The sequence below is a fragment of the Sorangium sp. So ce367 genome (genome assembly GCF_051520455.1).
Taxonomy (GTDB): domain Bacteria; phylum Myxococcota_A; class Polyangia; order Polyangiales; family Polyangiaceae; genus Sorangium; species Sorangium cellulosum_B.
Genome location: NZ_CP150334.1, coordinates 7,454,493 through 7,477,011, shown reverse-complemented (window position 1 = coordinate 7,477,011; position 22,519 = coordinate 7,454,493). Strand labels below are relative to the sequence as shown.

10 protein-coding genes are annotated in these 22,519 nt (G+C 72.0%); 6 read left to right on the top strand and 4 right to left on the bottom strand.

From position 1 onward, the window contains the following. Positions 1-5: 5 nt before the first annotated feature. Positions 6-1,064, bottom strand: a complete 1,059-nt coding sequence (locus tag WME97_RS28305) for a helix-turn-helix transcriptional regulator (RefSeq protein WP_437541884.1) — start codon at positions 1,062-1,064, stop codon at positions 6-8. Positions 1,065-1,201: 137 nt separating this feature from the next. Between WME97_RS28305 and WME97_RS28300 the strand changes: the two genes are divergently transcribed. Together WME97_RS28300 and WME97_RS28295 are read left to right on the top strand one after the other, a co-directional pair. Beyond that, positions 1,202-1,657 carry a GFA family protein gene (locus tag WME97_RS28300; protein WP_437541882.1) on the top strand — a complete coding sequence of 152 codons (456 nt, stop codon included), beginning with the start codon at positions 1,202-1,204 and terminating at the stop codon, positions 1,655-1,657. 113 nt (positions 1,658-1,770) lie between these two features. Then, positions 1,771-2,226, top strand: a complete 456-nt coding sequence (locus tag WME97_RS28295; RefSeq protein WP_437541880.1) for a GFA family protein — start codon at positions 1,771-1,773, stop codon at positions 2,224-2,226. Positions 2,227-2,292: 66 nt separating this feature from the next. Here WME97_RS28295 and WME97_RS28290 read toward each other — a convergent pair whose 3' ends face one another. Continuing rightward, complete coding sequence (locus WME97_RS28290) at positions 2,293-3,651, bottom strand: SGNH/GDSL hydrolase family protein (RefSeq protein ID WP_437541877.1); 1,359 nt, start codon at positions 3,649-3,651, stop codon at positions 2,293-2,295. Between the two features lie 340 nt (positions 3,652-3,991). Here WME97_RS28290 and WME97_RS28285 point away from each other — a divergent pair, with 340 nt between their 5' ends. Beyond that, positions 3,992-6,349, top strand: coding sequence for a hypothetical protein (locus WME97_RS28285; protein ID WP_437541875.1), 2,358 nt, complete (start codon positions 3,992-3,994; stop codon positions 6,347-6,349). Positions 6,350-7,038: 689 nt separating this feature from the next. On the opposite strand, the gene WME97_RS28280 is transcribed toward WME97_RS28285, so the two are convergent. Further along, positions 7,039-8,391, bottom strand: a complete 1,353-nt coding sequence (locus WME97_RS28280) for a glucuronyl esterase domain-containing protein (protein WP_437541873.1) — start codon at positions 8,389-8,391, stop codon at positions 7,039-7,041. Positions 8,392-8,787: 396 nt separating this feature from the next. Here WME97_RS28280 and WME97_RS28275 point away from each other — a divergent pair, with 396 nt between their 5' ends. Then, positions 8,788-10,557 (top strand): DUF1592 domain-containing protein, encoded by a 1,770-nt coding sequence (locus WME97_RS28275; RefSeq protein ID WP_437541871.1) that lies wholly within the window; start codon positions 8,788-8,790, stop codon positions 10,555-10,557. Continuing rightward, positions 10,554-12,167: a DUF1552 domain-containing protein gene (locus WME97_RS28270; RefSeq protein WP_437541869.1), complete on the top strand. Its 1,614-nt coding sequence runs from the start codon at positions 10,554-10,556 to the stop codon at positions 12,165-12,167. The genes WME97_RS28275 and WME97_RS28270 overlap by 4 nt, the downstream gene beginning before the upstream one ends. Positions 12,168-12,267: 100 nt before the next feature. Here the strand turns inward: WME97_RS28270 and WME97_RS28265 are convergent, their stop codons facing one another. Further along, on the bottom strand, positions 12,268-17,403 hold the full coding sequence (locus WME97_RS28265; protein WP_437541868.1) for an AAA family ATPase: 5,136 nt from the start codon (positions 17,401-17,403) through the stop codon (positions 12,268-12,270). 455 nt (positions 17,404-17,858) lie between these two features. Between WME97_RS28265 and WME97_RS28260 the strand changes: the two genes are divergently transcribed. After that, positions 17,859-22,439, top strand: a complete 4,581-nt coding sequence (locus tag WME97_RS28260; protein ID WP_437541865.1) for an nSTAND1 domain-containing NTPase — start codon at positions 17,859-17,861, stop codon at positions 22,437-22,439. Positions 22,440-22,519 lie beyond the last annotated feature (80 nt).

Genomic DNA, 22,519 nt, shown 5'->3' with positions numbered 1-22,519 from the left:
AAAATTCACGGGGAGACGGGGAGGGAAATCTTCAAAATACTCCCTGTCTCCCCGCCTCCCTGTTCAATTCTCTCGCCGCCCCGCCCCGCCCCGCCCCGCCCCGCCTCGCTCCGCCCCGCCGCCCGGCCGAGGCGCTCGGCCAGGCGGCGGAGCTGGTCGATGAGCTCCTCCGGCTCGTGCACCTCGAACTCGAACCCCATGAACCCGAGGTGGAACGCGAGCGCGTCGAGGCTCCCGCCGCCGGTGTGGACAACGCAGCGGTCCGGCGCCAGCGCCTCGATGCGCCCCGCCACGCCCGAGAGGCGCTCCGAGACGGCCTGCGCGGGGGCGTGCACGGTCACGCGCGCGCGGATCGGGTAGGCGTCCGTGGAGACCGACTTCGACACGTAGGCGGCCACGTCCTCGGCGGGCAGCGGGCGCGGCTTGAAGCGGCCCGCGGCCTTCGGCCTGCCCTGGATGCGATCGACGCGGAACGTCCGCCAGGCGTTTCGCTGGAGATCGTACGCGAGCAGGTACCAGCGGCGGCTCGTGTGCACGAGCCGGTACGGCTCGACGGCGCGCGTGCTCGCGGCGCCGCTGTGGCTGCTGTAGTCGAAGCGCAGCGCCTCGGCGTCGCGGCACGCGTTCGCCATGGCGGCGAGCGCGTCCGCGTCGACGGTGGGGCTGCCGTCGACCAGCTGCACGCTCACGGCGCCCAGCGCGGTCACCTTGCGCCGGAGCCGCTTGGGGAGCACCTGCTCGAGCTTCCCGAGCGCGCGGACCGACGCCTCCTCCAGCCCCCTCACGGGTCCGGTCGCCGCCGCGCGCAGCCCCACGGCGACGGCGACCGCCTCGTCGTCCTCGAGCGGCAGCGGCGGCAGCTCCTTCCCGGCGCCGAGCTGGTATCCGCCGCCGATGCCGGTGGCCGCGTGGACGGGGTACCCGAGGCTCCGGAGCCGATCCACGTCGCGCCGGACGCTGCGCTCGGTGATCGCGAGCTCGCGGGCCAGCTCGCCCCCCGTCCAGAAGCGCCGGGATTGCAGCAGCGACAAGAGCTTCAGCAGCCGCGCGGACGTCTGGACCATGTGCCGCCTGTCTCCTTGCGGACCGAAACTGTCCGCAATCCAGTCTAGCTTCCTCTCATCCCGGGGGCGAGGCGCCCGAAGGCGCGTCTCGACGAGCCCTACGGCCCCCGCCCCACAGATCCCTGGAGCCACCGCCCATGAGCAACGCCGCTTCCGAGCACACAACGACGACCCCCGGCCCCCGGACCTACAAGGGCAGCTGCGCTTGCCGCGCCGTCCGCTTCGAGGCCGACCTCGACCCGAGCGCCGGGACGGGGCAGTGCAACTGCACGATCTGCGCGAAGACGAAGTGGTGGGGCATCATCGTGAAGCCGAGCGCCTTCCGCCTCCTCGCCGGCGAGGAGGTCCTCGGCGACCACTCGCGATCGGAGGCCGGCCATGCCCGGTTCTGCAAGACCTGCGGTATCCGCGTGTTCGCGCACGGGCACCTCCCGATGCTCGGCGGCGATTACTGCTCCGTGAACCTGAACTGCCTCGACGACGCGGACCTCACCGGCGTTCCGGTGCTGTACGTCGACGGGCTCCACAACACGTGGGCGCCGATCGGCTCCACGACGTACGTGGACCCGTTCCGCGCCGCAAAAGGAGCTTGATACCGCCTCTCTCCTTGCGGACCGAATCTGTCCGCAATCCAGTCTAGCTTCCTCTCATCCCGGGGGCGAGGCGCCCGAAGGCGCCGCGCCCCCCATCCCTGGAGCCACCGCCCATGAGCAACGCCGCTTCCGAGCACACAACGACCAACGCCGGCCCCCGGACCTACAAGGGCAGCTGCGCTTGCCACGCCGTCCGCTTCGAGGCCGACTTCGACCCGAGCGCCGGGACGACGCAGTGCAACTGCACGATCTGCACGAAGACGAGGTGGTGGGGCATCATCGTGAAGCCGAGCGCCTTCCGCCTGGTCGCCGGCGAGGAGGTCCTCGGCGACTACTCGCGGCACGAGGCCGGCCATGCCCGGTTCTGCAAGACCTGCGGTATCCGTGTCTTCGGGCACGGAAACATCCCGGAGCTCGGCGGGGAGTTCTGCTCCGTCAACCTGAATTGCCTCGACGACGCGGACCTCACGGGCGTCCCGGTGGTGTACCTCGACGGGCGCCACGACACCTGGGAACAGATCGGCGCCACGACCTACGTGGATCCGTTCTCCGCCGCGAAGAGGGCTTGAGCCGGAGCGCGCCGCTGACGGGCGCTTGCCGAGCGCCCCGGGCCGGCGGCGCCGGGGACTCGATGTTTACGGAGAGGCGCCCTTGACGACGGCGTTGATGATCGCGTCCAGGTCCACGGCGTTCGCCATCGCCTGGTACCCGGCGTCGTTCGGGTGCAGCTTGTCCGCGTCGTAGGCCGGGAGCAGGCGGCTCGGGTCGGCCGGATCGCGCAGGGCCTTGTCGAAGTCGATCACCCCGTCGAAGGCGCCGCTCGTGCGGATCCAGGTGTTCAGCTTCTGCCGCTCCTGCTCGCCCTTGGCGGTCCCGTAGTCACCTTTGTAGGTGCCGTTCGAGCCGGCGAACGGCACCAGGGTTCCACCGTAGATCTTGAGCCCCGCGCCGCGGGCAGACTGGATGATCTGCTGGATCGCCGGGATCAGATCCGCGGCCTTGGCGGAGCGGTCGCCGATGTCGTTGATGCCTGCGAGCAAGATGATCGCGCGCGCTCCGGGCTGGGTCAGCACGTCGCGCGCGAGGCGGGCAGGGACGGGGTACCCGAACTGGAGCTGGGGACGGACGGTGAGCAGCTCGTTCCCGATGATCCCGGCGTTGGCGACGGCGAGGGTCGGCCCCTTCCGGCTGGCGAGGCGCTGCGCGAGGTAATCGGGGTAGCGATGGTTGTCGTTCTTTGTCGACAGATATCCATCCGTGATCGAATCGCCGAGCGTGATCAGGGTGCCGACGACGTCCGGCGAGGCCTTGACGTCGACGCCCGACACCGCCATCCAGCACGAGATCTTCCGTGTGAACTGCTTGTCGGCGCCGTTCCCTGTCTGGTTGCCCGAAGCGAGGAAGTTGTCCTGTGCCGCGAAGTAGTGTTGCGTGATCGGCCCGGTCTTGCCCGGAAGGTAGACGTTCACCGCCAGCGCCTGCAGCGGCTGGACCTTCAGCGCCACGGGGTCGCTCACCGCCTCGCCGCCCGCGGCGATGACGATCGAGGTCTGGCCTGCGAAGCGCAGCGGCAGTGAGCTCCCCGCGACCGTGGCGGCTCCACCCGCCGAGAGCGCGACCGACGCCGAGCCCACCTTGAGCGGCTCGCTGCCGCCGGCGTTGGAGATGCGCACGCGCGCCGAGCTCCCGCCGGCGCTCACGCGGACGATGTTCCGGACCGTCTGGTCGGCGAGGCCGACGTCCGAGGGACAATCCTGCGAGTTGAAGGTGCCGCCGGGCGTCGGGCTGCTGTGCCATCCAGCGACCCATCGCCCCTCAGGCGCCTTGTCGGCGGCCAGCGCGGGGCGCCCCGGCGCGCCGGTGATCAGCGCGACCACCGCGGCGACGACGGAGACCCGCGATGAGCGTCCGACCTTCGCCAGCAGCTCGAGCGAGGAGCGCCGGGCGTCGCGGCGCGCGGAGGTGATCCTGTGATGTCTCTGTCTATCTGCCATCGGCTCTCTCCCGGTTGTTGGCGTGGAGCGCGGAAGACCCCCTGGCTCGTCGGTCGCAACGCGCTCGCTTCGCCTGGATCCGCTCGGACTTTGTCGTCGGTCTCGCCATCAGCGCGCCCAGGGGGCGGGCTGCCGGCGCGGAGGAAGGAAATGCAAACGCTTCGGAGGCGTCAAGCCGCGGCGGGCGGCGCGCGGCGGACGGCCGTGCAGAGAGGCCGCCGAGGAATGCGCCCCAGCGCATTTGCGTTGAATTTGCCGTGGCGCGGTGCGGTAATCGCCCGAGGAGCCCCCGGATGCTCTCGGGGGACGCGGCTCGCGGGATCACCATGGACAGGGACGCGTGACGGGCGGACAAGACAGCGGGGGGGACCTTCCGGCGGGCGAGAGCGTCCCGCCCGCGCCCGTCGAGGCGAGCGGCCTCGAGGGCGCGCCGGGGGCCGAGCTGCGGTCGGTCGCGGCGGGCGGCGCCACGCTCTGGCTCACGCAGGCGCCCGGGTTCTCGCTGTGGCGCGGCGAGGTGGCCGCGCCGGATCGGCTGCGGATCGAGGGGCGCGACGGCTACCTCCACGAGCTCCGGCTCGAGCCGGTCGGCGCGCTGCGGCTCGGCCGCGTGGAGCGCGTGGGCGACGAGCGCAACGAGCTCGTCTACCCCGACGTGGCGTCGCGGCTCGCGGCCTCGCTGCGGCACGACGGCGTGCGCTGGTGGCTGCGCCGCCGCGAGGAGTGCAGCGTGCCCGTACAGGTCGGCGCGCGGCACCTCGCGCGCGGGGAGGAGTCGCCGCTCGTGCACGGCACCTTCGTCTGCGTCGGCGGCATGCGCGCGACGTTCTTCGACCGCCGCTACGCCGCGCTGTCGGTCCCCGCCGGGGCGGTGGACCCGGCGACGGGCCTGCTAGCGCGCGCCGGGCTGGAGCAGGAGTGCGCGTCGCTCCTCGCGCGGAAGGGCCAGGGCGCGCTCGTCCTGCTGCGGCCGATCGAGGCTGGCGCGCCCTCGCGCGCGGCGGCCGCGCTGGTCGCGGTGCACCGGCTGTGGCCGGATCGGCCGGTCGGCGACGCGGACGGCACCGCGGTGGTGCTCGTGCGGGGCGGCGCCGCGGAGGCGGCCGCCGCGGCCCGGCAGGCCCTGGAGGCCGCCGAGGCGGCGGGGCTCGGGGCGTTCGCGTGCGGCTATTTCACGATCGCCGGCGAGGCGGACGTCGCCGGCCGCGAGGTCGAGCTCGGCTTGCACGCGATCGCGTCGCTCGCGGCGGAGCGCGAGCGGGGCGCGCCGCTCGCGGCGGAGCGCGAGCGGGGCGCGCCGGGGGCGTCCACCCCCGTGGCGGAGCTCCGCGATGGGGCGGCCAGCGCGCGCTTCGCCCCGCCGTTCGAGGTGCTCGAGGCGTCGCGCAGCGGGCGCAGGGCGACGGTCCTGTTCGGCATCGAGGAGCAGAGCGCGCTCGGCGGCGTCGGGCCGCACGTCATCGGGGCGCTCGCGCAGGAGCTCGCGGCGGTCGTCGCGACCCACGCGGGCGCCGGCGCGCTGATCGCGCCGCTCGCGCCCGGCGTGGTCGCCGCGTGTGTGCCCCGCAAGGCGGATCCGGCGGTGATGGCGAGCGCGGTGCAGTGCGACTGGCACGGCCGGCCGCCCATCCTGGACGGGAGGGTCGAGCACGCGCGGACCCTGTCGTGGGAGCTCCTGCACGACGCCGACGCGGGCGCGCGGGCGGCGGAGATCTCGCGCGAGTGCGGCGATCCGCACGGGGTGCTCTCGGCGCTGAGCGGCGGCCTGCCCTATCCCATCGCGGGGCGGGTGCGGGCGGCGATCGGGGCGTCGAGCGCGATCGAGCGGGTGAAGATGCTGTTCGACGTGCTCGAGGGCACGTGGCGCTTCATCGCGACGGTGCTCGTCTCGGCCTTCTTCAGCGGCGGCAGCGCGCCCCCGACCTCGGCGCGCGGCGGCGTCCCGAGCGGTCCGGGCGCGGGCGGGGGGAGCGCGGGCGGGGGCGGTCCGGGCGCGGGCGGGGCGCCTCCCGGGTGGGGCGCGCTCCTCGACTTCCACGGCCGCACGCGCACGCGCGACGGCCTGGCGCTCGGCGCGTGGCGCGAGCTCGCGCGCACGGCCGCGCGGGCGTTCGGCGATCGTGACGATCCGATCGGCTCGATGGCGAGGGAGGTGCTCGACGTCAAGCTGTCGCACAACCAGACGTTCGAGACGCTGTCGAACCTGATGCAGGCCGAGCGCAACCAGTTCGCGCACGGCCACTACACCGAGGCGCGGGCGGCCGCGGATCTGCCCGACTTCGAGCAGATGACGCGCGCGCTCCTGCGGGCGCAGCGGCCGCTCTGCGCGTGGACGCTGGTGACGGTCGAGAAGACGGAGCCGGACCTCTACGGCGATCTCCAGACGGTGGAGTTCATCGATCACACGGGCCCTTACGCGTCCGGGACGCGGCGGCGCATCGGGCTGAACTCCCCTGTTCGCCTCTCGAACGTGGTCTATCTGGCCCGCTTCCGCGAGGGGCTGATGCTGCCGCTCGAGCCGATGGTGCGGCGGCTCGCGCCGGACGACCGGTTCGATCTCTACTGGATGGATCACCTGCCGCGGCCGGGGACATGCCATATGAGCGCGGTCGTCGCGGGCCGGGCGGTGAAGGCGCCCTGCGATCCGCGGCGCACGCCGCCGCTCCTGCGGGCGATGCTGGACGCCGCGGGCGGCTGAGGGGTTGAGCGCGGTCGCGCAGCGCGCTTTGCTGCCGGCCGCTGCTGTCTCGGCCTGTCGATGTCGCAGAGGTTGCGGTCATGGTATCCTCCGAAGCAGGCCATGTCAGCTGTCGAATCCACGGCCCGCCCGTCCGCTGCACCTCGTCCGGCCGCCGCACCCAGCCGCCGGATGGGAGCCCATGTCTACAGCCGCCCGCCCGAGCCGGTGTACTTCCCCGAGGCCGAGGAAGTGCCCGAGACGAACCGCCACCTGGAGCTCCGCACCGCGCTGTACCTCATCCTCAAGCGCGAGCTCGCGCACACGGCGACCCTCGGCTCCGACCAGTTCGTCTACTGGGACCCGACGACATCGAAGAAGCGCCTGGCCCCCAACGCCTTCGTGCGGAGAGCAAGGCGCGCGAGGCCGAGAGCAAGGCGCGCGAGGCCGAGAGCAAGGCGCGCGAGGCGAACGACAAGCTGCAGGCCGAGGTGCAGGCGCTGCGGGCAGAGCTGGCGCAAGCCCAAGGGAAGCGGAAGACGCGGCGACGCTCCCCGGGATGAGGCGCACGCTCGGCCGGGGGGCGTCCAGGACCATCTAGGAAGCTCCGCGGACTTCGCCGGAAGCGCCGGACCACGTTCCAGCTCGCCGTCCGCACCGCGCCGGAGGTGGCCGTCAGGCTGCGCTTCCGCGACGGGTGAGCCCTGCGGTCACTGGAGGTGCGGAGGCGTCCACGTCATCCACCGGCCGAGGTCGGCCTTCGCCCCGTCGCTCTCGAGCAGGTTGGTGTCGTCGGTGCCGCCCCCGACGAGGAACTTCTTCACGTACGCCTCGAGGATCGCCCTCTGCTGCGCGGGGAACTGGCAGTGCTCATGGCCGCCGAGCTGCGAGTAAGCCATCCTGTCGGGCACGCCCAGCCCCTCCCAGATCGCGTGGGCGATCGACCCGGCCGTGAAGGTGCTGTCGATGCCGAGCCAATCGATGCGATTGTCGACGACGAGCAGCGCGCGCGGAGCGACGAGGCCCATGACCATGTGATGATCGAACGGGAGCGTCGTCACCTTGCTGCCGAAGTTCGCGCCGAAGCTCTCCCGGAACCACGGCTGCTCACCGGCCGCATGGGAGAGGGTCTGCACGTTCTCCCCGGCGTCCTTCCCCGCCTGTGAGACGCGCCAGCTCGCCGAGCCGCCGGCGCCCGACTCCTGCGGGATCGTCAGCACGATGCGCTCGTCGAACGCTCCGGCCGTGAGAGCCCCCTTTCCATCCCGCGAACAACCCGTCACGGCGATGCGCTTCGGATCGATGTTGGCCGAAGGGGTCTTCTCCAGCGCGTCGATGATCCGGCTGATGCCCCAGGCCCACGCGATCATCGAGCTGGCCGGGTGGTCCTTGCCGTAGAGGTCATAGAAGATCCCCGTACCACGCGTGCCGCCGCCGCCCTGGGCGCCCATGTCGTTGTTGTTGAAGATGGCCGTCGCGACGCCGTTCTGGCTGAACACGCTCGCGTCCAGGGTCACGCTGCCAAAGCCATAGAGACTGATGAGGAGCGGAATCGGAGCGGAGGGCGCCCCGGCAGGCCGGTTGATGTCGACGGAGAAGGAGACGCTCTTCGAGCCCTCGTTGACGCCGACCGTCAGCTTGTTCCCCGAAAATTCCCCCGTCACGTCATCCTTGGACACCGCGGGCTTCGGTCCGGATTCGTACTCCTCGACCTGCGCCTTGATCTCTGCGCGCCGACATGCCCATTCCGACGTCTTCGTGATGCGTGATCCATCCAGCATCGTGAACGGATCTTGATGAGCTTCGTAGACAGGGAGAGACGCCGCGTCGGGCAACGTCGGCGCGGGGCAGCTCACGCCGCTGTCCTCGGCGCCGCCGGGATCACCCGTGCCGGTGGATCCACTCCCGCCCCCTCCCGAGACCGACGAGCTGCCGGAAGAGCCCGCTCCGCCGCTGTTGTCCCCGCCGCTCGACGTCGTGGTGCTCGACGTCGTGGTGTCGGAGGGGTCATCACCGCAGCCGGGGATCGACACGAACAGCAGAGCCAGAAGAGTTTTTCTCATTGTCCTCGATGCCCGAAAGTTGGTTTGGTTCACGACCGCTCGAATTGCTCAGCGGAGCAGCGCCGAGAGCGTGTCCGGCCGCTCCTCCGCAGGCGTGGTCCGGTTGGCGCGAAGAGCGCATTGGGTCGCGTGGCGCTTTCCGCTGTACGTCGATGTCCATGTGAACGCTCACAACATCGTGCCACTCTCACGCAATAATTTCTGTATCACAAGAGAAGTCGAAATTCTACTCACGCGCCTCGCCCCGACGCCTTGCAAACCAGCGGATTTGCCGGGCGAAAGCAAACTTGCGCCAAGACGAAAATACGAGAAAACTCGTGATCTGCGACCCACGACAAGGCATCATGATGTCTGGGCGATGCTCGATGTGAGAGCCCCTCGGATGAGGTGAGTTCTATGGACACGTGGGCGAGACGGTTCATCGTTCCTGCGCTGCTCACGGCGAGTTACGCAGCCATGGGCGGTTGCACCGCGATGATCGGCGGCGATGACCCGGGGGCGAACAGCGGCTCTGGCGATGGGCCCGGGAGCGGGTCTGGCGACGGGCCCGGGAGCGGGTCTGGCAGCGGGAGCGGCGCCGGAGGGGACGGCTCGGCGGGGGGCGGCCCCGGCGTCGAGCCGACGGTGTGCGTGCCGGGCGTCCCGCGAACGTCGGCGCTGCCGCGTCTGACGAGGGCGCAATACGACAACACGATTCGCGATCTGGTCGGCATCGACACCCAGCCGTCGTCGATGCTCGCGCCGGACGGGGTCGGGAGCGTCGATCAGCGCGCGTGGGACGGGTACAAGACCGCCGCAGCGACGGTGGCGGCGGCGGTGATGGCAGACGCCAGGGCGCGCGCGAAGACCATCCCGTGCACGCCGGCAGGCGACGGCGCCGCGTGCGCGAACCAGCTCATCGATACGCTGGGACGGCGCGCCTTCCGGCGCCCGCTCACCGACGAGGAGAGAGGGCTCTTCCAGGCCCTCTACGCTCGCCGCCAGGCGCTCACGCCGACCGGCTCCTTCGAGGACGGCGCCCAGCTGATCATCGAAGGGTTCTTGCTCTCGCCCTCCTTCCTGATGCGCGCAGAGATCAGCGAGAAGCCCGAGGGCGAGTACTTCGTGCTGAACAGCCACGAGGTGGCGTCGCGCCTCTCGTACCTGATCTGGGGAACCATGCCGGACGACGCGCTGTTCGCCGCGGCAGACGCCGACGCGCTGCAGACGCCGGAGCAGATCCTCGCGCAGGCGCAGCGAATGCTGGCGGATCCCAAGAGCCGCGGGATGGTCAAGGCCTTCCACGAGCTCTACCTCCACATGGGCCCCGGCACGCGCTGGTCGGACATCCAGCGTGATCCGGCCGCCTTCCCGGACTTCAAAGCGTCGATGATCCCGCTCCTGTCGGAGGAGACCGATCGCTTCATCGAGCACGTTGTCTTCGACCAGGCCGGGACGTTCCAGGATCTGGTCACCACGCCGGTGGGCTTCGTCAACGCCTCCCTGGCGCCGCTCTATGACCTGGATCCTGCGGAGTTCAACGGCGCGGAGCTCGTGCCGGCCGAGCTCGACCCGACGCAGCGCTCTGGCCTCTTCACCCGCCTGGGCTTCCTGGTGTCGCACTCGGGGTATGACCGGACGTCGCCCATCCTGCGCGGGGCGTTCTTGCAGAAGGAGGTCCTCTGCGCGAACATCCCGCCGCCGCCTCCGATGGTGGAGGGCACGCCGCTGCCCACGGACGCGAGCCTCACGACCAACCGTGCTCGGGTCGACGCGCAGACGTCGGGAGACTCCTGCGCGTTCTGCCATCACACGTACATCAACCCTGCGGGCTTCGCGTTCGAGGCGTACGACGCCGTGGGCGCCTTCCAGCAGACCGAATCGTTCTCGGGCGCGCCCATCGACACACGGGTGAACGTCGGCGTCGGCGAGGACGTCGTGGAGGTCGACGGCCCGGTGGCGCTCTCCGAGGCCATCGCGAGCTCCCCGGCAGCGCACACGTGCTACGTGCGAAAGTGGGTCTCGTTCGCCTACCAGCGCGAGCTGAACAACGAGGACTCCTGCACCGTGGACGAGCTGACCGCCAAGCTCACACAGGGCGGCTACACGGTGCTCGACCTCATCGCAGACCTCACTCAGAGTCAATCGTTCCGAGTTCGTGCCCTGCAGGCGGAGGTGGAGCCGTGAACCGAAGACTGTTCCTGCGTGGAATTGGTGGCGCGGCGCTCGCCGTCCCGTTCTTGAATTCGCTCGGCCGCTCCGCGCGAGCGCAGGAAGCGCCGTCGCCGCGCCGCCTGGTGATCTTCTACACCAACAACGGTTGCCTGACGAACCGCTGGTTCCCGACGGGGATCGAGAACGGGGCCGGGAGCGTCACCGCGGCGTCCCTGGAGACGACGCAGGCGGACGGGAAGCCCCGGACCCTCGCCCCGCTCGCGCCCTTCGCGGCGAAGCTGCTCTTCCCGCGCGGGCTCGCGATGCCGCTGAACGGCTTCAACAACAAGGTGGACGGCACGGAGTATTTCGATCCCCACGATCAGGGCATGGGCAGCAAGCTGACCTGCGCGCCCCTCGATCCCGGCGGAGATCACTGGGCGCTGTCGCACTCGCTCGATCACGAGATCGCGCAGCGCTTCAACCCGGGCACCAACAAGGTCCCGCTGGTGCTCTCCGTCGGCAATGCCTTCACGAACGTCAAGGGCATCGTGTCGTACTCGGCGCCGAAGACGCCGTACGCGCCCGTGACCAACGCGCGTACGGTATACAGCAGCCTGACCGGGCTCTTCGTGAGCGGCCCGGCGACCGAAGCGGATTATCGCGTGGCTCGCGGCGAGAGCATCATCGATCTGGTGAGCCGTGACCTGAACGCCTACAAGGCCCGCAAGATGAGCGGCGCCGATCGGAAGAAGATCGACGACTGGCTCTCCCTTCTTCGCGAGACGGAGCAGCGCGTCATCCCCTCTGCTTGCACCGCGGAATCGGCGACCGCTCTCGGCGTCACGGACGCTGCCCTCACCGAGGCGGGATACCCCGCTCGCGGCGGCGGCTTCCCCAACAACGAGAAGGTGTACACCCTGGGCAGCGAGATGATGATTCGCCTCATCGCCCTCACGATGATGTGCGACAATAACCGTTCCATCGTGCTCCAGTGGCCGGGCTTCGTGACGTTCAAGTGGGACGGCATCGCGCACACCCACGATCATCACGGTCTCTCGCACCGGAACGGGAGCGCCGCCGTCGGCGGCCAGTGCGTGAGCGGCGTCATCGAGCAGATCCACGAGATCGACCGCTGGTATGCGGGTCGGTTCGCCAAGCTGGTCAAGACCATCGACAGCATCGAGGAGGGGGGCGGCACCATGCTCGACAACTCCGCGGTCATGTGGCTGCCGGAGCTCGCCGACGGCAACGCGCACAACAACAACAACCTGCCCATCGTGATCGCCGGCAGCGCCGGCGGTTACCTCAAGCAGGGCGTCTCGGTGAACGTCGCGGGCGGGAAGCTCGAGGCAGGCAACAGCGAAGCCACCTGCTCGAGCGGCACGGAGGGCGAGAACAACAGCGGCAACACCGGCTCTTCGGGCGGAACCGTCCCGCTGAACAAGCTCTACACGACGTTGATCAACGCGCTCGGCGCCGGGATGCCCGAGTGGGTTCCTGTCGATCGCTTCGGCGTCTCGGATGCTGTCGCGGTTGGCTTCGGCGGCAGCGGGCCGTCGTTCACCACCGACGGCGCAGGCAAGGTCACCGACGGGCCCGGCATCAGCAAGCCGGGGGAGCTCGACGCCATCAAGGCGTGAGGCGACCGAAGGTACGCCGCAGGCCCGGGCCAGCACGTGCACGAGAGCGCCGTCGGCGCTCTCTGACGTCCACGATCGGTTTTAGCGTGACCGCCCGACCTCACCTCGCCGGCGGGCGTGCGCGGGCTGGCCCCGAGGACAGCGGCGCGCCGATCCCGGTCGACTGCCCGGCGCGGCGGAGCGCATAGGCGATGCCGCTCTGAAGGGTGCCCATGGTGACGATGGACTTCAGCTCGATGTCCAGGCCCACCATCGCCTGGGCGACCTCGGCGCGCGTGCCGGTGAGCACGGCCTCCGTGCCGAGCAGCCGCAGCGCGTTGGCGGTGCCCACGAGCGTCTGCGCGATCTGGGTATCGATGTGTTTCATCCCGGTGATGTCCAGGATCACGACGCGCGCCTGGTGGCGCTGGGCGCCGTCGAGCGCGACCTCCAGCACCTGGGCTGCCCGCGCGGCGTCCATGGTGCCGATGAGCGGCATCACCATGATCTGGTCGGTGATCGGGATGAGCGGCGTCGAGAGCTCCGCCAGCCTCGTCTGCTGCGCCTCGAACATCTGGCGCTGCAGCGCGGCCCGCTCCCGCTCCGCCTGCTCGCGCTGCGTGAGCTCGATCTTCAGGCGCTCGTTGCTCGCGCTGAGCTGCGCGTTGGAGCGCTGGAGCTCCTCGGTGCGCTGCGCGACCTCGGCCTCGAGCCGCCGGTTGGCGTTCTGGACCTGCTCCTTCACCTCCCGCATGCCCGAGAGGAGCAGCGCGTTCTCGATGGATATCGCGGCCTGGGACGACAGGAGGCCGAGCAGCTCGACGCGGCTCGCGTTGAACGCCCTGCTCGCGGCGTTGTTTTCCAGGTAAAGAACGCCGTTCATGCGGCCCTGGTGGAGCAGCGGGAGGCACAGGACGGATCGCGTGCGCTGCCCGACGATGCAGGGATCGTCGGAGAACCGGGCGTCGGCGCTGGCGTCGTCGAGGACCAGCGGCTCGCGGGTGCGGGCGACGAACAGCGCCACCTTGTGCGGCAGGTCGGGGCGCGCATCCAGCGGCTCGCTCGGCCCGAGCGCGAGCGTCCCGGGCTCGACCCCGAAGGTCGCCTCGACGAAGAGCCGCCCATCCCGCTCCAGGACGAGCGCCCCCCGCTGGGCGCCGGAGTTCCCGAGCACGAGCGTCACAAGGCGCTCGATCACCCGCTCGAGCTCCGTCTCGCCGGCGATGCCCTGCACGGCGCGCACGATCAGCGCGGCGTCCCGCAGGTTGCCGACCGTCGTCCTGCCGAGGATGGTCCCCGCGTGCGCCGGGCCCGACGTCGCCGAGGGGATGGACGAGATCGGCACGCTGTCGCTCGAAGAGGGCAGCAGCGCGGCGTGATCGCGCGCGAGCGCGTCCGCCTTGGCCGTCGCTCCCCAGTGCCGGTAGCCGAGGTACGCGTCCGCCATGTACGCGCGCGCCACCTTCGTCCTGCCCTCGTGGAGGTGCAGCTTCGCGCACAGCTCGTTCGCGAGCGCCTCGTCGTGAGGAAACTCGTTCTCCCGGGACAGGGAGATCGCCCGGTCGTAAAGGCCCATGGCCTCGAGCTGGTCGCCGGCGACGCGCGCCTCCTCCGCCTGGATGAGCAGCAGCAGGTGCTGGAAGTTCATGGGTGCGCTCGCGGCGAGGCCCGCGATCCGCTCCTTGTGGCGGGTGATGGTCTGCGCGCGGCGCTCCGCCTCTTCGGGCGACGCCGCGGCGGGCAGCCCGAGGAACGCCATGCAAGCGTAGAAATGCAGCTTCGTCGGTTGATACAAACCGAGCATGCCCGCGCCGTAGGCCTCGGCGTCCGCGGCGTTCGCCGCGGCCCTCTCGCAGTCGCCGTACAGATAGGGAAGCTGCAGCTTGAGCAGCGCGTAAAAGAAGAGGCCCGCGATCAAGCCCCTCTCTTTGAGGCGCGCGACGAACTCGCCCTCGTCGAACTGGTCGTCGCTCAGGCTGTCGGGGGCCCGCGTCCGCCCCTGCAGGCTCGCGATCGCCTGCCTCATGAGCGTCATCACGGCTGTGCCGCTGACGTCCCCGGTTCGCCGTAACACGACGAGGCCTCGCTCCACCTCCTCGCGCAGCTCCTCGAGCGGATAGCCCGCGGTGAACATGTTGCTGGTCACGCAGTTCCATACGTTGCTGAGATGGGCGAAGTCGCCCGATTCCAGCAGCCCTTGCCGCGCCTGCAGGAAGCGAGAAATCCCGTCGCGCACGTCGTGGAACAGGTGCGAGTACGTGGCAAAGACGTAGTTCACCCTGGCGGCCAGAGCGGCGTTCGAGAACTTGTCGCTCAAGGTGATGGCGAGGCGGCCGAACGCGTGGCCGTCCGCGGGCCGCCCCTGCAAGACCGCGAGCAGGAAGCCGTACGAGGTGTACGCGAGGGCGGACACGTCCGCGTGGCCGTACCGCAGGGAGATGTTGACCTGCTTGAGGACGAACAGCGGATAAAGCTCCGGCCTCAGGCAGAAGACCGGCCCCATCATATCGCTGATGAGCTGGACGAGCGCCCTTTGCTCCGGGTTGTCCATCACCGGCGCGTCGATCAGGTCGTCTATGCGCCGGCCCGCCAGGTTCGCGCCCACATCTGCAAGCTCGGCCCCGACGCGCGCCTGCAGCTCCGCCTCGCTGCTCGGCAGCGGGAAGCCGAGAATGCCGGTGCCCTCGCCGCCCAGGCGCACCGCGTCCGCGAGGTTCCCCAGCGTCACGTGAAGCAGCACGCGGAGGCTGTAGATCTGCGCCCGCTCCACGTTCGACCGCGCCCTGGGCATGAGGGACGTGAAGAGCTCCTCGGCCCGCTCGGGCGCGCCGCTCAGGTACACGCACTCCGCGTTCTCGCGGCTGAGCGCGAAGCAGAGCGCCTCGTGGCGCTCCCAGCGCGCGTCCCCGAGGAGCTCGATCCCCGCGCTGAAGTGGTCTGCGGCCGCCTGATAGGCTGTCCTGATCTTGGCCGCCCTGCCCGCCCGCTGGTTGAGCCGGGCCAGGGCCAGCCGCCCGGCCTCGTCGGGGATGCCCCGCGCGCCCAGGTTCATGTGGCGGACGAGCTCGATCAGGTCCTCGTCCGGCGGCGTCTCGCCGGCCCGCGCCCAGAGCAGCCGGCCTATCGCCAGGTGCAGCGCTTCCCTGCGCGAGGGCTCGACCAGCGAGTAGGCCGCGTGGCGCACCCGGTCGTGCAGGAACCGGTACGATACCTTGATCTCCTGGGGGGCCGAGGGCTCGGTATCCGCGCTCTCGTCGAAGAAGCGATAATCGCTGTCACGCGGCACGATCAGGCCCCCGCGCAGCGCGTCCCACAGGTCGGCGGCCGTCGCGGCGGGCGATTTCTCGTGGACGGCCGCCAGCGTGGTGAGATCGAACGTGTGGCCCAGGCACGCGGCGAGCTTCAGCGCGCGCTGCGTCGCCGGCGGGAGCCGGTGCAGCCTGTCGAGCATGAGGTCGACCACGTTGTCCGCGGCGACCGCCTCCCGGACGCGCGCCACGTCCCATGCCCAGGCCTCTGAGGGCGCGTCGAACCACAGCGCCCCCGCGTCGTGGAGCTCGCCGAGGAGCTGGCCCAGGAAGAACGGGTTGCCCTCGGTCTTCTCGAAGACCAGCGTCGCGAGCGGCGCGACCGCATGCGGCCGCGCGCTCAGCGTGTCGGCGACGATCTGCGTGACCGTCGGCATGTCGAGGGGCTTGAGCGTGAGCTCGGCGATCGCCACGCCCGACTTGCGGAGCTCACCGAGCGTCGCGTGCAGCGGGTGGGCGGCGTCCACCTCGTTGTCCCGATAGGCGCCGATGATCAGGAGATGGTTGCCCTCCACGTCCGTGAGGAGGCGCTCGAGGATCCTGAGCGAGGCCGGATCGGCCCACTGCAGATCGTCGAGGAAGAGGGTCAGCGGGTGGGTCGGCGCAGCGAAGACCCGCAGGAAGCGCTGCACCAGCAGATCGAAGCGGTTCCGGGCCTCGGTCGGCCCGAGCTCCGGCACGGCCGGCTGAGGCCCGAGGATCAGCTCGAGCTCCGGGATCAGCTCGATGAGGAGCTGCCCGTTCGCGCCGACCGCGGCGAGCAGCTTGCGCCTCCACTCCTCGACGGCCGCCGCCGGCTCCGTCAGCACCTGCCGGATGAGCTCGCGGAAGGCCTGCGCCACCGATGCGAGCGAGACGTCCCGGTTGATCGGATCGAACTTCCCCTTCGCGAAATACCCTCCATGACGGGCGATGGGCTTGTGGATCTCGTTCACCAGCGTGGTCTTGCCGACGCCGGAGTAGCCCGAGATGAGCACCAGCCCGGCCGCGCCCCGGCGAGCCCGCTGAAAGGCGGACAGGAGCACGTTCACCTCGTGATCCCGGCCATAGAGCCGCTGGGGAACGCGCAGATCCAGCGGCCGGTCGTGCTGGCCCAGCGGGAACGGATCGGCGCGGCCCGTCGCCTCCCACCGCCGGAGGCACTCCTCCAGGTCGAGCTTGACCCCGCGGGCGCTCTGGTACCGGTCCTCCGGCATCTTGGCCAGGAGCTTCACGATCACGTCCGACAGCGCGCGGGGCACCCCCGGCGCGCGCTCGTGCGGCGGCGTCGGCACGCGCGCCATGTGGCTGTGGATGAGCGCGGTGGGATCGCCCTCCTGGAACGGGAGGGCCCCTGTCAGCATCTCGTAGAGCGTGACGCCGAACGAGTAGAGATCAGCGCGCAGATCCACGCTCCGGTTCATGCGGCCAGTCTGCTCAGGGGCGATATATGACAAGGTGCCCTCGAGCGCGTCCGGCGGGACCGTCTCGGGGGTCTCCCTCGAGAGGCGCGCCGCGATGCCGAAGTCGACGAGCCGCGGGCTCTGCGTCTTCTCGTCGATCAGGATGTTGTGCGGCTTGATGTCCTTGTGAATGATCCGGAGTCCGTGGAGCGTGTCGAGGGTGCCCGCGATCGCGATGGCTGTGCGGAGCGCCGTGCCCACGTCGAGCCTGCGCGCCTTCAGGACGGCGTGCAGCGAGGAGGGGCCGAGGTCCTCCATGATGAGCGCGAGGCCCCTGCCGCACTTCTCGATGGCGTGCGCCTTGACGACGCCGGCCACCTCGCCCGCGTCCCGCAGGATGGCGAACTCGCGCCGCAGCCGCGCGAGATCCCTGGCCGTCGGGAACTCGGACCGAGGCATCTTGACCGCGACCGGCGCGCCGTCCTCGTTCCGGCGGCCGCGGTACAGCACGGTCTCGGAGCCTTCGTATACCCTCTCGAACAGCGTATGACCTGACAGATCGATCATTGCAGCAAGACCCCGTGTTCCGCGTCAGCCATCCAAAGGAGCGTGACGCCCCCCACACATCAGCTCGAGCATCCGCCGTCCCCCCGTCGGACAGAGACCCGCCCGCCGGCAGAATACGCGGCAAGGCACGGAAGTCCAGCCTGGCGGCGCTCAGCACGCTCAGCGCTCCTCGCGACCTCGCGGGGCGTCCTCGGGGCGTCTCCACGGGCATTTCGTGCGGGAATGGAGCGAAGTGGCGAACTTGGCGCCACTACGGTTTTCGTCGTGAACCTGGGCGACTCCCGCTACAGCGATGGTGGATCGGTTCGATGCGGTGTCGCTGAAACCACAGATTGAAAGGAAGGCCGTCGAGCGACGAACCACCCCGGTACACGTCGCGATCACGAGGGCCGGGTTCAGGCGGGTGTCGCGCCGCTCGACACCTCTCGCCGCGCCGGTGATACCGTCGTCCCGCGATGGACCGCACGCTCGTCGACGAGGGGAGCTCCTCCCGCGATCCGGGCCCGGTGCCCATGCCCGCGGGCGGGCTCGCGCACGCTCCCGGCGACGTGCTCGACCGCCGCTACCGGCTCCGCGTCCGCCTCGGCCGCGGCGGCTTCGGCGACGTGTGGCGCGCCGAGGAGCTCCTGCCCGACGGCGCGCCGTTCCGCGAGGTCGCCCTCAAGCTGCTCGTCTCGGACTTCGCCGACGCCGCGGACTGGGCCGACGAGGCCAAGCTCCTCGCCTCGTTCCGCCACCCGTCGCTCGTCACCATCTACGCCGCCGGCATCCTCCACGGCGCGCCGAAGACCCCGTTCGTCTCGATGGAGCTCCTCGAGGGCCGGAACCTCGCCGACCTGATCCGCTTCCGCCGCCGCATCCCCTGGCGCCGCGTCGTCGCCTGGGCCCGCGACGTCGCCGGCGCGCTCGACGTCATCCACGCGCGCGGCGTCGTCCACCTCGACCTCAAGCCCGCCAACCTGTTCCTCACCCAGGACGGCGCCCTCAAGGTCCTCGACTTCGGCATCTCGCGGCGCGCGGGCGCCCCCGTCTCCCGCGCCCCCGCCGTCGCCGTGGGCGGCGGCCATGACAGCGGCGGCGACCTCGGCACGGCGGCCTTCCTCGCCGAGCGCGACGTCTACGCCTCCACGCGCCGCGCCTTCGCCGGCGCGGACAGCCCCGCCGTCGCGCGCAACGTCATCGGAACGCCGGGCTTCATGGCGCCGGAGGTGCTCGAGATGGCCGAGCCGACCGCCGCCACCGACGCCTACGCGCTCGCCGTCTGCATCGCGCAGCTCGCCACCGGGCGCCTCCCGCACGCCGTGCCCGACGAGCCGGACGACTGCTCCGACCCCGCGAGCGTCTCCGCCTGGTGGACCGAGCTCCGCGCCGCGACCCTGCGCGGCACGATGCGCGACCTCGAGCGCGACCCCGCGCGGCTGCCGCGCGGCCTCGTCGCGCTCCTCCATCGGCTCCTGTCCGTCGATCCAGCGCACCGGCGCGTCGCGCCCGGGAAGCTGACGCAGCTGATCGACGAGGTCTGGGAGCGGCCCCACGGCGTCCCCGATCGTCCCTACAGGGGCCTCGCGGCGCTCTCGTCCACCGACGAGGGGCTCCTGTTCGGGCGCGACGACGACACCGCACGCCTCGGGCGCGAGCTCGAGTTCGAGCCGTGCGTCGTGCTCCAGGGGCCGCGCGGATCGGGCAAGAGCTCGCTCGCCTCCGCGGGGCTCGTGCCCCACCTCGCGCGCCGCCACGTCGACCAGAAGGACGACTGGATCGAGGCGCGCCTCACCCCGGGCGACGACCCCGACGGCGCCCTCGCCCGCGCGCTCGCCGCCGTCTCGCCGGAGCTCGAGGCCGCGGACCTCGACGCCCTCACCAGGTTCTGCATGGCGTCCGCCGTCGGCGTCGCGCTGATCGTCGACCCGATCGCGCCCCTCGGCGACGGGCGCCTCGCCGCCCTCGTGGGCGCGCTCGCGACCGGCGAGCCGCGGCGAGGCCTCCGGCTCATCGGCGTGCTCGACGAGGCCGACGACCGCACCGCGGCCCTCCTCGCCACCCCGGCCGGCGAGGGCCTCCGGGCCGCGCTGCGCTACGTGGGGCTGCCCGCCGCCGCCGCCGTGAAGGACCTCGTCGCAGGCCCGGCGAGGCTCGCCGGCGCCGAGGTGCGCGGGCTCGCCCAGGTCGCGGCCGAGGCGCAGCGCGAGCTCCGGAGCGGCGGCGCGGCGCTCTCGTTCATCGCGCTCGCCCTCGCGGCGTGGTGGGAGCGCGCGCGCGCCCTTCGCGGCGCGCTGAGCGGCGAGGCCTGGCAGGAGCTCGGCGGCGTGCGCGGCGCCCTCGCGCGGCACGCCGACGCCGCCCTAGCCGCCCTCGCCCCGGAGGACCGCGCGATCGCCGACGAGGCGCTGCTCCGGCTCGGCGCGATGGACGGGTCGCGCGTCCGCTGGGCCGAGGCGGAGCTCGCCGAGGCCGTCGCCGCGCCGCCCGCGGACGTCGACCGCGTCCTCGGCGCCCTCGAGCGCGCGCGCCTCCTCGTCCGCCGCGACAGGTCCGTGGAGCTCGCCCACGAGTCGCTCGTCTCGAGCTGGCCGCACGCCGCCGCCACCCGCGCGCTGCACATGGAGCGGCTCATCCTGCTGGAGCGCCTCCGCGAGGCCGCCGACGTGTGGGATCGCTCCGGCGAGAGCCCCGATCTCCTCCTGCGCCGCGACCTGCTCGAGCAGGTGAGCAAGCGCGCGGCCTTCGCTTCGCGGCTGCCGCGGCGCGAGCAGGCGCTCGTGCGGGAGAGCCTCCGGCGCGCCCGCGCCCAGCGCGCGAAGAAGATCGGCGCGGCGCTGGCGCTCGGGCTCACCGTCGCCTCGGGGTTCGTGGCCGAGCGGTGGGTCGCGGCGCGCCAGGCGCAGGCCGAGGCCAAGGCGCGCGAGGCCGAGGAGCGCGCCGAGCTCGCCGAGCTCATCGGCAAGGCGCGCCGCACGGAGGACCCGTACCACCGCGCCGCGTGGATCGCCGCGGCCCTCGCGCGGCGCGCGGACGACGCGGCGCTGCCGCTCGATCTCGCGTCGGCCGCGGTGGGCCTGCCGCGCGCGCGCTTCCTGACCGTCGACGGCGTGGTGGGGCCGGCGCTGCCGTGGGACGATCGGTGGGTCATCGCCGGCGGCCCCGGGGGCTCGCTGCTCGTCGCCGACCTGCGCCCGCCCGACCCGGAGGTCATCGACGACGTGGCGCTCGACGCCGACCCGGAGAGCATCGAGCGCGCCAAATCGCCGCGCGTCCTCGCGCTGCGGCCGCACGACGCCCCGCACGTGGAGCGCGTGCCGTTCGCGTTCGACACGGCGCTCGCGACGCGCTCGGTCACCGGCGAGGTCCGCGTCTTCCGGCTGCGGGAGGGCGGCACCGTCGCGCTGGCCGCGGTCGCGCCGGTGCGCTGCAGCAGCGCCGTCCACGCGGCCGAGGCGGCGCCCGTCCTCGCTTGCTCGACCGAGGGCGGGATCGCGCGCTGGGACATGCGGCGCGGCGGCGGCGCCGAGGCGGTCGATCGGCACCCGTTCCGCGGCAACGTGCTCGGCGTCTCGCCTGACGGCGCGCACGTGGCGGCGGTGCTCGGGCGCAGGGCGCTGCTCTGGGGGCCCGGCGGCGGCGCGGGCGCCGAGATCACCCTGGGCGCGCCCGCCGTGCTCGGCCGCTTCAGCCCGCGCGATCCCGTGATCGCGCTCGTGCAGCAGAGCCGGACGTCGATCTACGCCCTCGACCGGCCCGCGGCGCCGCTCTTCGAGCTCGACACGGATCCGGCGCCCGCGTCGGCGCGCTGGGACGCGGGCGGGCTCGATCTGGGCGTGTGCGGCAGCGGCGGCAGCGTCTGGCACTACCTCCGGAAGGGCGGCCGCGCCGCGGGCGATCCGCCGCCCGAGGGCTCGCCGTGCGAGGCGTCCCCGGGCAAGGGCGCGCCGCGGCCGCTGCGCGCGCGCGGCGAGATGGCCGACATCGCCGAGCGCGACGTGGGCCCGCACGCGCTGCTCGGCGGGTGGCGGCTGCCGGACCGGCGCGTGCTCACGCGCGACCTCGTCCTGTTCAGCCCGGGCGCGCCCGCCGTGGAGCGCCTCCTCGGGTTCGAGGGGCTCGACCCGGAGGGGAGCCCCGAGGTGCGCGGCGCGGCCGCCTCGGCCGCGGCCGCGCTGCGGCGCGGGGGCGTCGTCGCCTTCGAGATCGGCGGCGAGGTGCGCCTGTACGACGAGGGCTCGCGGCGCCGCACGGCCGCGCGGCGGGGCCACCTGCTGCGCGCCTGCGACGACGGCCGGCTCATGGCGTACCGGCGGGACGAGGGGGTGTGGACGCTGTTCGACGCGACGACCGGCGCGACGGTGGAGGTGGTGCCGAGGGCGCCGGCGCTGGTGCTCGGCGTCGACGCCGCCTGCCGGACGCTGTTCACGCAGGAGCTCGACGGAAACGTCGTCGCGACGTCGCTCCGCGACCTGTCGTCCCGCACGATCGCGGTGACCGACGGCTATGTCTACGAGGCGCGCCCGAGCGCCGCGCGCGGCGACGTCGGCCCCGGGCTATGGCTGGCGTTCAGCTCGGGCGCGCTCGCGCGCATCGACGAGGCGCGGGGCGAGGTGCGGGTCCTCGGGTACGCCACGCCGCGCGCGACGGCGATCGCGGACGGCCCCCTGCCGGGGGACGCGGCCTTCGCGGACGCGACGGGCGTCGTCGTGATCCGCCGCGCCGGCCTCACGGAGCGGGTGCTCGAGGGCGTGAGCGGGGCGGAGTGGGAGGACATCGCCGCCGCGCCCGACGGCAAGACGTTGCTGCTCTCGTCGGCGGACCGGATCGCGGCGCTCGACCTGGAGCGGCACGAGATCGTCGGCGCCATGCCGTCCGAGGGCCGCGAGCGGCTCGCGCCGTGGGACGCCGACGGCTCGGTGCTCTCATGGTCCTTCGGCCGCGTGGGCGGGGCGGCCGGCCTCGTGGTGCCCCGGGGGCTGCCGCTCGCCCAGCGCGTGGGAGAGGCGGTGTCGAACCTGAGGGCCCAGGGGAAGAGGCTCGTCGCGCGGCCGTGAGGCCGCGCGCCAGTGAAGGAGCGCGCCAGTGAGGTCGCGGTCGACGCGGCAGGTCAAAGCCCGCCGTCGCGCGGTATTGT